This is a genomic window from Actinoalloteichus hymeniacidonis, assembly GCF_014203365.1.
Classification (GTDB): domain Bacteria; phylum Actinomycetota; class Actinomycetes; order Mycobacteriales; family Pseudonocardiaceae; genus Actinoalloteichus_A; species Actinoalloteichus_A hymeniacidonis.
In genome coordinates this window covers 91,142-104,413 of the sequence record NZ_JACHIS010000001.1, presented here as the reverse complement: position 1 = coordinate 104,413, position 13,272 = coordinate 91,142, and the positions used below count along the sequence as shown (strand labels likewise).

The 13,272-nt window shown below is 68.2% G+C and carries 12 protein-coding genes; 5 read left to right on the top strand and 7 right to left on the bottom strand.

Going from position 1 to position 13,272, the window contains the following annotated elements; all coding sequences use genetic code 11:
- Positions 1-25: 25 nt before the first annotated feature.
- Positions 26-658 carry an SIMPL domain-containing protein gene (locus BKA25_RS00465; RefSeq protein ID WP_172803884.1) on the bottom strand — a complete coding sequence of 211 codons (633 nt, stop codon included), beginning with the start codon at positions 656-658 and terminating at the stop codon, positions 26-28.
- 338 nt (positions 659-996) lie between these two features.
- Between BKA25_RS00465 and BKA25_RS00460 the strand changes: the two genes are divergently transcribed.
- The gene (locus tag BKA25_RS00460; RefSeq protein ID WP_172803885.1) at positions 997-1,149 is read left to right on the top strand and encodes a hypothetical protein; all 153 of its coding nucleotides are present in this window, start codon (positions 997-999) and stop codon (positions 1,147-1,149) included.
- A gap of 236 nt (positions 1,150-1,385) precedes the next feature.
- On the opposite strand, the gene BKA25_RS00455 is transcribed toward BKA25_RS00460, so the two are convergent.
- Complete coding sequence (locus BKA25_RS00455; protein WP_069852986.1) at positions 1,386-2,267, bottom strand: NmrA family NAD(P)-binding protein; 882 nt, start codon at positions 2,265-2,267, stop codon at positions 1,386-1,388.
- An 88-nt stretch (positions 2,268-2,355) separates the two neighbouring features.
- On the opposite strand from BKA25_RS00455, the gene BKA25_RS00450 reads away from it, so the two are divergent.
- Entirely contained in the window at positions 2,356-3,063 is a 708-nt protein-coding gene (locus BKA25_RS00450) for a helix-turn-helix transcriptional regulator (RefSeq protein ID WP_069852988.1), read from the top strand.
- A 9-nt stretch (positions 3,064-3,072) separates the two neighbouring features.
- Here BKA25_RS00450 and BKA25_RS00445 read toward each other — a convergent pair whose 3' ends face one another.
- The 5 genes from BKA25_RS00445 to BKA25_RS00425 all read right to left on the bottom strand — a co-directional run bounded on the left by BKA25_RS00445 (position 3,073) and on the right by BKA25_RS00425 (position 8,695).
- Positions 3,073-3,759: an SDR family oxidoreductase gene (locus BKA25_RS00445; protein WP_069852990.1), complete on the bottom strand. Its 687-nt coding sequence runs from the start codon at positions 3,757-3,759 to the stop codon at positions 3,073-3,075.
- A gap of 60 nt (positions 3,760-3,819) precedes the next feature.
- Positions 3,820-5,952: a PhoX family protein gene (locus BKA25_RS00440; protein WP_084643492.1), complete on the bottom strand. Its 2,133-nt coding sequence runs from the start codon at positions 5,950-5,952 to the stop codon at positions 3,820-3,822.
- A 218-nt stretch (positions 5,953-6,170) separates the two neighbouring features.
- A complete protein-coding gene (locus BKA25_RS28200) occupies positions 6,171-6,692 on the bottom strand; it encodes a YkvA family protein (RefSeq protein WP_069852992.1) in 522 nt (173 codons plus the stop codon).
- A gap of 210 nt (positions 6,693-6,902) precedes the next feature.
- Entirely contained in the window at positions 6,903-7,991 is a 1,089-nt protein-coding gene (locus BKA25_RS00430) for an inositol-3-phosphate synthase (protein WP_069852993.1), read from the bottom strand.
- 140 nt (positions 7,992-8,131) lie between these two features.
- Entirely contained in the window at positions 8,132-8,695 is a 564-nt protein-coding gene (locus BKA25_RS00425; protein ID WP_069854194.1) for a PadR family transcriptional regulator, read from the bottom strand.
- Between the two features lie 179 nt (positions 8,696-8,874).
- On the opposite strand from BKA25_RS00425, the gene BKA25_RS00420 reads away from it, so the two are divergent.
- The 3 genes from BKA25_RS00420 to BKA25_RS00410 all read left to right on the top strand — a co-directional run bounded on the left by BKA25_RS00420 (position 8,875) and on the right by BKA25_RS00410 (position 13,066).
- Complete coding sequence (locus tag BKA25_RS00420) at positions 8,875-9,279, top strand: DUF5318 domain-containing protein (protein WP_069852995.1); 405 nt, start codon at positions 8,875-8,877, stop codon at positions 9,277-9,279.
- 989 nt (positions 9,280-10,268) lie between these two features.
- A complete protein-coding gene (locus BKA25_RS00415) occupies positions 10,269-10,658 on the top strand; it encodes a hypothetical protein (protein ID WP_069852997.1) in 390 nt (129 codons plus the stop codon).
- Positions 10,601-13,066 carry a transglycosylase domain-containing protein gene (locus tag BKA25_RS00410; RefSeq protein WP_069852999.1) on the top strand — a complete coding sequence of 822 codons (2,466 nt, stop codon included), beginning with the start codon at positions 10,601-10,603 and terminating at the stop codon, positions 13,064-13,066. The genes BKA25_RS00415 and BKA25_RS00410 overlap by 58 nt, the downstream gene beginning before the upstream one ends.
- Positions 13,067-13,272: the final 206 nt, after the last annotated feature.

Sequence of the window (13,272 nt, the reverse complement as noted above, 5' to 3'; positions counted from 1 at the left end):
TCCGCGCCCCGTTCTGCTGCGTTCTTCAGTCGGCTAGTTTCCAGTTGGTCACGCATCGGGTGGTGACCGTGACGTCCTGCGGTTCCAGGTTGAGCCGCTTGACGTCCTGGCCGCTGCGGATGCCCGCGGGTGCGGCGACCGCGGCCTCCGCGCCCCCGTAGCCGCTTCGCGGCAGCGCCCCGCCGACCTCCGCATCGCTGATGCGCAGTAGCCCGCCGAGTTCCCTGCCGAGCGCGTCGGCGTATCCGACGGCCCTGGCGCGCGCGTCGGCGACGGCGGCCCGCTGTGCGGCTTTGCGGGGTTCGGTGTCATCGCTCAACGACCAGGTGGGGCCGTCCAGTCGGGCGGGCTCGGCGGCGATCAACGCCCCGGCCAGCTCCGCGAGAACCTCGGGGTCGGTCACCGACAGCTGATAGTTCTGTTCGGCGCGACAACCCACCTGTTTCTGTTTCTGCCAGTCGGCGTGCACGGCCAAGCGTCGGGAGTCCACCGACACGCCGTCCCGCTTCAGCAGCGGCTCGATAGCGGCTACCTGGCTGCTCAGCTTGGCCACCGCCTCGGCGCGGGTCGGCGCGGAACTGCTGTAGGCCACCCGCAGTACGGCACGGTCCGCACGCGCCGACGCTCGTCCTGTCCCCTGTGTCACGACTTCGGTCACCCGAGCCAGCAAACCCGCCGGGGTGTCCGATCGCAAGGTGCGCTGCGGCTTCGATCTCCAGCCCCGCCTGGGAATCCGGCACGGGAGGCGACTTCTGCGGCGTTGTCGATCTTTCTTGTCCGCACCGATTCAGGAAACGTCCCGGTGACCGGCACACGACGAACACGTTACTAGGAGCCCATTTTAGGTTCCATCGCTTCCAAGGTTGAATACGTTAGCGACCGGACAATCATCGGCGTGTGCCGCTCCTCACCGGACAATCGGGTGCGTTTTGCCGATCAATGGGGCATACTTGAGTCGTACCGAGAAGTCAAGAAAACGAAGGTGATGGACACCCGATGAATCTCGCCGCCCGTCTTCGCGTCCGCCGCGACAACAAGCGCCCCCGGACGAACAGGGCACTGCAAGAGGCGATCAACTCGGCGTCGAGCCCGGCGCTCCGCGATGAGCTGCTGATCATCGCTCAGCGTCACGACCTGCTGAACCGCTAATCCCAAGCGAGCACCGCGCCGCCAAGCGCCATCGTGTCGCAGACCACATTTCGACAGGGTGTAACACGTTCGGGCGCACTGGCGATGAACCAAGTGACCCTGCGGTGCTGGCGGACCCCCGACCTGGCAGCACTGCGGGGTTTTCCAATTCTCAGAGTTCGAAGCCTCACCCATATGGGTGAGGCTTCTTGCGTTCTACCGCGCTACGTAACCGGCGCCCGCTTCGCGCTACCGGGTTACCCGAGCTGGGAGAGTGCCGTCGCCAGCTCGGCATGAACCCAGGACGCCAGGGTGGTCGGAGTGGTCGTCTCCACCGTGCGTCGCTGTTCGGGGACGAAGTCGTCCCGCAGACCGGTCGACATGCCCAGCACTGCGGCAGCAAGGCCGGGAGACATCCCGATCTGGACGTACTGCTCGTACATCGCCTCGTCACCGATCCGCTCCACCGCCACCCGACGGCCCAGCTCGGAGCTCAGGATCGCGCCCACCTCGGTCCAGCTCAGATCGGCGGGACCGTGGACGGCCTGTACCCGACGGCCGGACCAGGCAGGACTGAGCAGCACGGTGGCGGCTACCTCGGCGATATCCCGGGGAGCCACCCAACCCATCGGCGCGTCGAGCGGAAGCACGGTCTGGATGGTCCCGGATCGGATGTCGTCCAACTGCAGCGCAAGGTTGGAGAAGAAGTAGCCACACCGAAGATGTGCCACGTCGATGCCCAGCTCGTCCAACGCCAGTTCCGTGGTGCCCAACCCGTCGATCTCGCCTGCACCGTGCCGCTTCTCCGCGCCCACGCTGCTCTGGAACACCACCCGGCCGATGCCGTTCTGTCGGACGGCCGCGCTGATCGCCGCAGTCGCCCGCGCATAATCCGCCAGCGGGTCTGCGGCGGCCGAGGTGGGATCCACCCAATAGACGGCGTCGACATCCCGAGTCGCGGTGACGACCTCCTGCGTCACGAACGAGTCGGCGCGAACGACCTCGACATAGCCCCGCAGGTCCTGCGCAGGCCCAGTGGGATCGCGCATCAGTAGGACCGGCCGGACGCCTGCGCGCACCAACATGCGCGTCAAATGGCTGCCCACGTTCCCATTGGGGGTGGTTACGGCTACCCGCATAGCAATGTCTCCTTCCGCATCGTGAGGAGAAAACGCTACGGACAGACGCGGCCCGATCCTGTCCTCATCTCAAGCCACCATGAGCGGCATGGAGACACCCTCGACGCGGACCCTGCGTCTGCTGTCCCTGCTGCAAGCCGGTGGAACCTGGCCCGCCGCAACACTGGCACAGCGCCTCGGGGTCGGCGAGCGAACAGTGCGGCGGGATGCCCATCGCCTCCGAGAGCTGGGATACGACGTGCATGCCCGCCCCGGGCCGGGCGCCGGTTATCGGCTCCGCCCGGGGGTGAGGATCCCGCCGCTGCTGTTCACCGAGGACGAGGTCAGCGCGATCGTGGCAGGTCTGGCCGTGCTGGAGTCCTGGATTCCGAATGACCAGGCGGTGGCTGCCGCGCTGATCAAGCTCGATCAGGTGCTCCCACGAAAGCTGCGCCAACGTGCGGCGGCCACCGCGTTGACCACCCAGGTTCTACAACGTCCGACCGCCGTCATCGACTGGGCGGTGGTCGGCGTCCTGGCCGATGCCGTTGCCACCGGTTCTCGGGTCGGGTTTCACTACACCGACCGACACGCACGGGAGTCCGTTCGCACCGTCGAGCCATTCCGGCACGTACTGCAACGGGAACGCTGGTACCTGGTGGCATTCGACATCGACCGAGACGACTGGCGACTGTTCTGTCTCGACCGCATGCAAGATCTCCGGACGCTGCCCGGCACGTTCCGCCCGCACGCCTTCCCGGCGGCGTCGCTGGAGCAGTGGCTCACGTCCGATTTCGGCAACGAACAGCGGTCGTGACCCGACCGATCAGGGATTCGGCCGCAGCACCAGCTCGGTGATCTGGCCGTCGTCGGGCAGCCGGACCGCAGCGGCCACCGCCTCGGCCACGGTCTCCGGACGTAGGTACTTCTCCGGCTGGAAGTCGCCGCCCTCGGTGGCCCGGACCGCCCGCTGCATATCGGTGGCCACCCGACCCGGATGCACCGAGATGACCCGGACGCCGTTCTCGGCCTCCTCCGCCCGCAACGCATCACCGAAGGCACGGAGGGCGAACTTGCTCGCCGCATAGGCACCCCATTGCGGATTCGCCCGCAGTCCGGCGCCGGAGTTGATCAACACCACCTTGCCCTGCGCCGCACGCAACGCGGGCAGCAGCAACCGCGTCGACTCGGCCACCGCGACCAGGTTGACCTCCATGACCCGCCGCCAGGACGCCGCAGGTGTCTCGGCGATCGGCCCCAACTCGACCACCCCCGCGCTGTGCACGAGGACGTCCAGCCGCTCGATATCGGCGGCCGCCGTCGCCAACGCATGCTCGTCGGTCAGCTCGACCGCCCACGGCCGAGCACCCGGCAGCTCTTCGGCCAACTCGGCGAGCGCCTGGCGGTCCCGACCGCCGAGCAACAGATCGTGCGTCGATGCCAATGCCCTGGCCACGGCGGCTCCCACACCGCGAGAACCACCGGTGACCAGGGCAAGGGGACGTGAACTCATGTCCGAGAGCCTAGGTGGTCGACCAGCAGACCACCTCGCCACGACCTTCCGTCGATCAGCTCACTCGCCGATGCGACCCACTCGGCCGTTGCGGCCGACGCGCCACACGCTGACCACCGACGGCCTGGGCTGCGAGTCGCCCCGGTCCGGCCAGTTGGACGCAGGCTCCTCGATGCTGGCGCCGTCGACCTCGCCGGGGTGCTGCACACACACCGTGACCAGGTCCTCGGTGATCACTGGGCCACAGGTCTCGCCGCCTGCCGGGACCGTGAGGAACAGCTTCAGGTGCCCGCGATCGGCACCCTGCACCGGCACCGAGTAGAGACCGTCGTTGATGCCCAGGGCCCCGGTGGAGTCGGTGGAGACCCACAGGTTCCCGTGGGTGTCGAAGGCGACGTTGTCCGGGCTGGTGATCGGGCTGACCTGGCTCTTGTCGAAACCGGCGAAGTAGGTGTCCGGCGACTCGGGGTCACCACAGACCAGCAGCAGCTTCCAGGTGAACCTGGTCGCCGTCGCGTCGTTGTGCCGCTCGGTCCACTCCAGGACGTGGCCGTGCTTGTTGGTGTTCCTCGGGTTGGCCTCGTCGGCGGCCGCCGCGCCCTCGGTGCCCCGGTTGGTGTTGTTGGTCAGGGCCGCGTAGACGCTGCCCGTTACCGGGTTGGGCTCGATGTCCTCGGGGCGGTCCATCTTGGTGGCGCCGACCACGTCACCGGCCAGCCGGGTGTAGATGTAGACCTCTTCCGCGGTCATCCCCGGCACGAAGGACTTGTCGCCCTCGGCCAGCGGGATCCACTCGCCGGTGCCGCCGAACTCGCCGTCGGCGGGCAGGGTGCCGGAACCGTCGATCTCCTCGACCGGGCTGTCGCCGGTGAAGCGGGCGACGTAGAGGGTGCCCTCGTCGAGCAGCGTCATGTTGTGCCTGCGGGCGTGCTTGCTCTCGCCCTTCTTCATCCGATTCTTCGACACGAACTTGTAGATGTAGTCGAAGCGCTCGTCGTCACCGGAGTACGCGACGACCCGGCCGTCCTCGGCAACGCGGACGGCGGCGCCCTCGTGCTTGAACCGGCCCAGCGCGGTGTGCTTGATCGGGGTCGAGTCGGGGTCGTGCGGGTCGATCTCGACGACCCAGCCGAAGCGGTGGGTCTCGTTCAGCTCCTGCGCGATGTCGAAGCGCGGGTCGAATCGCTCCCACAACCGCTCGCTGGCGCCGCCGGACATGCCGTACCTGGCGAGCTTCGCCGACTGGTCCGGGTCGGTGATCTGATCGGCGTTGCCGAAGTACTGGTTGAAGTTCTCCTCGCCGGAGAGCACCGTGCCCCACGGGGTGACGCTGCCCGCGCAGTTGTTCAGGGTGCCCAGCACCCGGGTGCCGGTCGGGTCGGCGCTGGTCTTCAACAGGTCGCTACCTGCGGCGGGTCCGCGTACCTCGAACTCGGTGGTCGCGGTGATCCGCCGGTTGAAGCGGCTGCGCCGGGTGCTCAGCCCACCCTTGCGGGTGTCGCGCTCGGCCAGGACGACGCTGAGTCCGTGCGCGGCCCAGGCGATCTTGACCTGCTCCTCGGTGGGGTTGGCCTCGTCGTAGCCCCGGAACATGAACGGCTCGGTGCTGTACTCGTGGTTGACCACGAGCAGGTTCCGCCTGCCTGCGCCGTCCAAGGGGATGAGACCGGCGAAGTCGCAGTTGTAGCCGAACTGGCGCTCCTGCGCGGCGGCCGTCTGGTTCTCGAAGTCGAACTCCGGGGCGCCCTCGAGCACCGGGTCGCCCCAGCGGATGACGACGTTGTGCTCGTATCCCTCCGGAACGACGATCGCGTCCTGGGTGTTGGGCTGGACCGACTCGTAGTCGGTGCCGGGGATCGGCCTGTCCGGCTTACCGGGACCGTTGCCGTGGCCCGGTCCGTGGCCGGGTCGCCCGCCCTGGGTGGCGACCTCGTCGGCTGCGGCGGTGCTGCCCAGCGCCGCCAGCGCGCCGCCCGTGATACCGACGACGGCCGCTGCTCGCAACGCCCCCCGGCGGCTCATCACCTGTGCGACGACATCCCCGAAATAGGGGTTGGACGAGGTGTTCGGGACGTCATGGCCACAGGCGTCGCCGCACCGGTATCGACAGGTGACGGACGAGCGCTTGCCATGACCTCCGGCGGAAAGAACCGTCAGCGGGATGGTGCGGCTGTCTTCGGGTGGGGTCAGCACGCAGACCTCCGAGATCTGGTTGGTGGGAACGCGCTGACCGTAAGAGCGGATTACTACTTCAGGGTGAACACAGGCCGAACAACCACTCCGAAGTGGCGGACAGTCCCATGTCCAACGGATTTCTGCGGCCCAGGACACTGCGAGGCTGCACTTCAAGACGGCCGCACGGCCAAGAGACCGGGCCGGTCCGGCGGCGCCGAGGCTGCTCGGGCGACGACTTAGTTCGAGGGGTCCTCGTCACGTCCGGTCGATCCGTCGGTGCCCGATGGCGTCCGATCCGTGACGGCCCGCTGCTCAGCGCTCGCGCGGCGTTCCCAGTTCAGGAAGCGACCCGAGTTGTTCGAGATGTCCCCGACCAGCCAGAACAACAGCGCGGCATCGTCGGTGAAACCGATGATGGGCAACAGCTCCGGGATCAGATCGATCGGCGAGATCAGATAGACACCCGCCAGGGCCCACAGCCCCAGGTGCCGCCGACGCATTCCCGGATATCCGCGTCCGGCCGCGCGCACCAACCGGGGCACGGCGCGAATTCGGCGCACCGGCCCGCCGATGGGCTCGGTCTCCGGCGAATCACGGCGGGCCCTGATCCGCCGGGTCACCCCGATGATGAGCAGCACACCACCGATGACCAGCAATGAACCGCCGAGCGGGCGGGGTTGAATCCCCAACACCTCGTTGGTGCCGATGAAGAAGGAGTACAGCCCGGCCAACAGCAGAACGGCCCCGAAAACGATCACCGTCGAGGACCTCCGAACTCGTCGAGGATGACCCGCCGGACGAATTCTCGCCGGGAGCGGACGGCCGTGCGCAGGGAACCCGAACAGACTCGCGCCGCAGCGCCGGACCTGCGGCGGACTCGGAGGGTAGTGGTGCGGCGGGCGGTGCCTCGTTGCGCCGCCCGCTCGACATCGACCTCGAAGAACCGCAGTTCATCGAGGTGGCGAGGCTCAACGCTCGGCGTCCCCCCGGATGAACTGCTCGACCCGCTCCTTGGCCACCGAGTCCGAGTACTGCTCGGGCGGCGACTTCATGAAGTACGAGGCAGCGGAGAGGATCGGTCCGCCGATGCCGCGGTCCTTGGCGATCTTCGCCGCCCGCACGGCGTCGATGATGATGCCTGCGGAGTTCGGGGAGTCCCAGACCTCCAGCTTGTATTCCAAGCTCAGCGGGACATCACCGAAGGCCCGGCCCTCCAGCCGGACGTAGGCCCACTTGCGGTCGTCGAGCCACTGCACGTAGTCCGACGGTCCGATGTGGACGTTGCGCTTGCCGAGATCGCGATCGACCTGCGAGGTCACGGCCTGCGTCTTGGAGACCTTCTTCGACTCCAGGCGGTCGCGCTCCAACATGTTCTTGAAGTCCATGTTGCCGCCGACGTTGAGCTGCATGGTCCGGTCGAGCAGCACGCCCCGGTCCTCGAACAGCCGCGCCATCACGCGGTGCGTGATCGTCGCGCCCACCTGCGACTTGATGTCGTCGCCGATGATCGGCACACCCGCCGCGCGGAACCGCTCGGCCCACTCCGGGTCGGAGGCGATGAAGACCGGCAGCGCGTTGACGAAGGCCACCCCGGCCTCCAGCGCGGCGGCGGCGTAATGCCGAGCGGCGTCCTCGGAGCCGACCGGCAGGTAGCACACCAGCACGTCGGCCTCGGCCTCACGCAGAGCGGCGACCACGTCGACCGGGGCCTCGTCGGACTCCTCGATCATCTCGCGGTAGTAGCGCCCGAGCCCGTCAAGCGTCGTGCCACGCTGCACCGAGACGCCCAGCGGCGGGACGTCGCAGATCTTGATGGTGTTGTTCTCGCTGGCGACGATCGCCTCCGAGAGGTCGCGACCGACCTTCTTGGCGTCCACGTCGAACGCGGCCACGAACTCGATGTCGCGGATGTGGTACTCGCCGAACTCAACGTGCATCAGGCCCGGGACCTGGGCGTCCGGGGCGGTGTCCCGGTAGTACTGGACGCCCTGCACCAGCGAAGCCGCACAGTTGCCCACGCCGACGATTGCCACCCGCACGCGACGATCTACGCCCATTGCCGGGTCCTCCTTCTTAGAATCCTCAAGTACCGGGCGAGCAACGGTTGACGCCGTCGTCGCCGGCCGGACGCAGTGGTCCTTACTTCTTCTCGCCACCTTGGCTTCGCCCCGTCTGCGGGCTCCGCTGCCTGGAGACCTCAACCACTCGGACTCCCCGACGGTGGGTCGTCACCTTCGGCTTGCTCATGCGCGATCAACTCGTTCAGCCAACGAACCTCACGCTCGGAACTCTCCAGGCCCATCCGGTGCAGTTCGAGCGTGTAGCGGTCGATCTGTTCGGTTGCCCGACCGAGGGTGGAGCGGAATCCCTCTCGCCGTTCCTCGACGTGACGCCTGCGTCCCTCGAGGATGCGCATCCGCGCCTCCGCCGGTGTGCGGGAGAAGAACGCCAGATGGATGCCGAATGATCCGTCGTCCCACGTCTGTGGGCCCACATCGACGACTAATTCGGCGAAGCGTTCCTTGCCCTCCGCTGTGAGTTTGTAGACCGTCTTGGCCCGCCGGTTCCAGGTGCGCGGCACCGCGTCCTCGGCCGCCTCATCGGTGATCAGCCCAGCGACCTGAAGCCTGCGCAGCGTCGGGTAGAGCGAGCCGTAGGAGAACGCTCGGAACGCTCCCAGCAGCGTGTGCAGGCGTTTACGCAGTTCATAACCATGCATCGGCGCGTCGTGCAGCAGGCCGAGCACCGCAAGCTCGAGCACGTCGCACCTCCGCACACCGCTACCGACCAAGACCATCCATCACGTCGCCGCGATGGATTAACTCACTATATCGGTCCGATACATCCCGCTCACCTTGGCTAGGTCACAGCGCTGCACGCCATGGGTCGCGCCCCGAACGGCCCATCACCCATCGACCGCAGACACGTACGCTGTCTAACGTGCGGACCCAACGACAGGTGGTCGACTACGCGTTGCAGCGCCGAACGCTGCTCGCCGGTGTCCACTCTGGTCGGGTCGGGGTGATGGAGGTCTGCGACGCGAGCCCGTACCTGCTACGGGCAGCGAAATTCCATGGTCAGCCAAGCGAGGTGACCTGTCCGGTGTGCCGCAAGGAACCGCTGACCCAGGTGTCCTGGGTCTACGGGGACGAGCTGAAGCACGCGGCCGGGTCCGCCAGGACGAACGACGAACTCACCAGGATGGCAACCCTCTTCGAGGAGTTCACCGTCTACGTGGTGGAGGTTTGCCGCACCTGTAGTTGGAACCACCTGGTGCAGTCATACGTCCTGGGAACGCGTGGCATGGATGACGGGCGCCCGCAGCGGCGAAGCGCTGCGGAGTGATTCCGTCTCCAACGCGTGCGCGGGCGCGAGAGCGCCACAGCACAGACGACCACCGAACTACGTGCCAAAGAGGCACGTCGGTGTGGGAGGCCCACTCGTGAACGACGCACACAACGGCAGGCCAGCTGCAGGCCGACCTTCGAGGCCGCAGGTGGAGGGCCAGATGTCGCACGTCCCCGGTGAGGCGAGCGGTGCTCGCCCGCCCGCAGGTGGCGAACCGCCGCCACGGCCCGGTCAGCCGCCGGGCGGCCCGGAGGGACCTCCGCGACATGGCCCGCCACCGGAGGCGCCCGGTGCTCCCGGGGCGCCCAGACCGGACCAACAGTTCGGCGCGGGCCCCGGCAGGCACCTGCCACCCCGAACACCGAGCGAACCGGACAATTCGCCCGGACACGGTCGGGGTCGTGACACACCACACAGCGCGGCGGACAACGGCGGTCAGCCGCCCGCCAACCGAATGCCGGAGCGGCCTTCGACGCCGCCCGGCGGCATGCAGCGGCCCCCGGACGCAGGCAGGCCGCGCGGTGGCTCCGATGGTCCGCCGCCTGGGCCGCCGCCCGGTCAGGGCGGTCCCGGTGGCCCGCGAAACGGCCCGGGTCCGCAGGGGCCCCAGGGCCCGCAGGGTCAACAGCACGGCCAGCCGCCGAAGGGACCACCCGGCGCTCCGCCGCCCGGTAGGCCACCGCAGGGTTCCGCACCAGGTCAGGGTGGCCCCGGCGGTAGGCCCGCGAACGGGCCGAGCGCACCGAACGGCCCGGCAGGCGCGGGCAACATCGCCCCGACCGGGGCGGTCTCCTCGCTGAGCGATCGGCTCGGCACGGGCACTCCGCCCGGCGGTACTCCGACGCCCGGTGCGCAAGCGGGCAGGCCGCCCGGCGGCCAGCCGCGCCCCGACGCCCCGAACGGCCCCGGCCCGGGCGGCCAGGCCATGGGCGGACGTGGACCCGGTGGGCCCCCCAACGCGCAAGGCCCGGGTGGACGCGGGCCCAATGGACCGAACCCCGGTGCTCCGGGAGCGGCAGGCGGCCGACCACCCCATGGCGGGCCTGCCGAGCCAGGCGCGAACCGGACCGACGGTAGACCGGGCGCAGGCGGCGGACCGACCTCGATGCAGGCGGGGCCACCGCCCGGCGGCGACCGGCGACCGGCTGGCTCTCGCGGCCCTTCGGCTGCCGGTGCCGCAGCTGCGGGTGCGGCACTGGGCGCCGCAGGCGGTGCCGCCGCGTCCAGCATGGGCGCAGGCCCTCCCGGAGGTGGCCCTGGTGGACCCGGCGCCGCTGGAGGTCCCGGAGGCCCGTCGCGGCGTCCCGGCGAGCAGCCGATGGCCCGACAGCGCGTCGACGAGCAGCCGACCACGCAGCTCGAACCGGCGTTGTTGACCCATGCCGAACCCCCGCCACCGCCCTCCGACGACGATTACGACGAGGACTACTACGACGAGGACGACGATCCTGAGGAGTCCCCGGAGGCCGTGAAGAAGGCGAAGCGCAAGAAGATCTGGCGTCGGGTCCGGCGCACCGGCTATGTGATGGCCGGTCTGATGATCCTCACCCCGCTGGTCGCCTTCGCCGTCGGCTACCAGATGTGGGATATCCAATCGCCCGACGACATCCTGGACGATCTCGACAAGACCGTCACGGTGCAGTACGCCGATGGCAGCGAGATGCTGCAGATCGTGCCCAACGGCGAGGGCGAGGGCGACCGCCGCTTCCTCGACTATGAGGACATCCCCGAGGACTTCTTCCACGGGGTGACCGCCACCGAGGACCCGACCTTCGAGGACAACTGGGGCTTCGACCCGGTCGGCATCCTGCGGGCCGCGGTCACCGGTACCGGCGGCGGCTCGACCGTCACCCAGCAGTACATCAAGCTCTCCACCGGGCAGGACGACGCGACCTACGCCCGGAAGTTCCAAGAAGTGGTGATGGCCTTCAAGCTGACCCAGCAGGAGGAGAAGAACTACATCTTCGAGTCCTACGCCAACATCACCTCGTTCGGCCGCAACACCTACGGACTCGAGGCCGGGGCGCAGACCTGGTTCGGCAAGTCGGCGACGGAACTGGAGACCAACGAGTCGCTGTTCCTGGCGGGCATCCTGAACGCGCCGTCGCACTACGACCCGGACAACAACCTCGAAGGCATGCAGGGCCGATTCGACTACGTCGTCAACAAGATGGTCGAACGCGGCCATCTGAGCCAGGCTGAGGCCGACGCGCTGGAGTTTCCCGAATGGCTGCCGAGGGGCACCGGGGGCAACACCGGCCGGAGTGTGACCGATGTCCACGTGCAGACCCAGATCGAGCGGGAGCTCGACGAGTTCGGCATCTCGATGGACGACGTCCGCCGCGAGGGCATGACGATCAAGACCACCATCGACAAGACGGCTCAGGAACAGTCCGAGGCCGTGATGGCGGCGCAGTTCGATGGCCAGCCCGAGGAGTTGCGCGGGGCCCTGGTAGCCGTGGACCCCACGACCGGGGCCGTGCGGGCCTATAACGGCGGCGAATGGAGCGCGGGTATCGACTATGCCGCATCCATGCAGCCACCGGGTTCCTCGTTCAAACCCTTCGTCGTCGCGGCCGGTTTGCAGGCTGGCAAAGGCATCGGCGAGTTCTACGACGGCCGTAACACGATCGACATCGAGGGCACGACCTTTGCCAACACCGCGACCTGTCGAACCGGCGCTAACGAGCACTGTTCGGTTCGCGAGGCGATGCTGGTGTCGTCGAACACCCCGTTCGTCGACATGGCCCATCAATTCGGCCCACGCAGTGTGGCCCAAGCCGCCTGGCAGGCCGGGATTCCCGAAGAGGTTAACGGCGCGAATACCCTGATGACCGAAGCGGGCGTCACCGCCGCCGGTATCGCACTCGGCCAGTACGAGGTGCGCACCATCGACATGGCGGTCGGCTTCGCGACCTTCGCCAACGGCGGCGTCCGGCACGAGCCGTACTTCGTGGAGTACGTCGGTGTCGAGGGCGGCCGAGTGGCGATGGAACGCTCCGACGACGACAAGGCAGGCGAAATCGCCTTCAGCAGCGACCCGGGCGCCAGCAAGATGGTCGCCGACAATGTCACCGAGGTGTTGAAGCCGGTGGCCGCGCATGGTCTGCACGACATCCCCGGCCGTGAGGTGGCCGCGAAGACCGGCACCCACCAGTACGCCCAGTCCGATGGGAACCAGGCAGGCTGGATGGTCGGCTACACCCCGCAGATCTCGGTCGCGGTGTGGGTCGGCTCCGACACTCCTGCGCCGCTCATGGTGAACGCGACCGCGACGAATCCGACGGCGGAGAAACTCTGGGGGCGCAATATCCCGGCGTTCACCTGGCAGGCCTTCATGGAGGCGTACCTCGGTGACAAGGAGGTCGTCAACTTCCCCACCGACATCACTCCGATCGGAATCTTCGAGGAACAGCAGCGGCCCGCGCCGCCGCCCACGGAAAACGACGAGGATGAGGACCGCGACCGAGACCGGGATCGCGAAGAGGACGAGGACGAGAATCGCGACGAGGACGGCGAGAACGGCGACGAGGACGGCGAGTCCTCCAACCCGCCCGAGTCCTCGGACCCGCCGGAGGGCGATGACCCGCCCGAGAGCGACGAGCCACCGGGCAGCGATGAACCAGGCTGGGGCGGCGGCAACCCGGGTGAGAACTGTCCGGGTCCACGTTGTGAGGACAACGGTGGTGACGACGGCGGCTGGTTCCCCGGCGGCAACACCACCGGCAACGCACGCAGCGAGCCCGAGGTAGCCCCAACCGGAGAAGTGCCACTGGATTACTGAACCGGGCGGATAACAGAAGACCGAGAAGCACGACCGAAGTCGTGACCGTCGCAAGCCCCACATCTCGGGGCCCGTTCGGTCACGACTTCGGTCGTTTCAGGACACCGTGATCCTCTACGCCTGCGGCCGCTTACTCGGCCGGGCTACCTGCGCAGGCGCGCTATCGACACGTACGATCCGCCCGTGCCCAGTGAGCGGGAGACGAC

Excerpts from the sequence above, each read along its gene's own strand:
- BKA25_RS00460 (WP_172803885.1), top strand. The coding sequence starts at position 997 with ATGAATCTCGCCGCCCGTCTTCGCGTCCGCCGCGACAACAAGCGCCCC.
- BKA25_RS00455 (WP_069852986.1), bottom strand. The coding sequence starts at position 2,267 with ATGCGGGTAGCCGTAACCACCCCCAATGGGAACGTGGGCAGCCATTTG.
- BKA25_RS00450 (WP_069852988.1), top strand. The coding sequence starts at position 2,356 with ATGGAGACACCCTCGACGCGGACCCTGCGTCTGCTGTCCCTGCTGCAA.
- BKA25_RS00445 (WP_069852990.1), bottom strand. The coding sequence starts at position 3,759 with ATGAGTTCACGTCCCCTTGCCCTGGTCACCGGTGGTTCTCGCGGTGTG.
- BKA25_RS00430 (WP_069852993.1), bottom strand. The coding sequence starts at position 7,991 with ATGGGCGTAGATCGTCGCGTGCGGGTGGCAATCGTCGGCGTGGGCAAC.
- BKA25_RS00415 (WP_069852997.1), top strand. The coding sequence starts at position 10,269 with ATGGACCGAACCCCGGTGCTCCGGGAGCGGCAGGCGGCCGACCACCCC.
- BKA25_RS00410 (WP_069852999.1), top strand. The coding sequence starts at position 10,601 with ATGGCCCGACAGCGCGTCGACGAGCAGCCGACCACGCAGCTCGAACCG.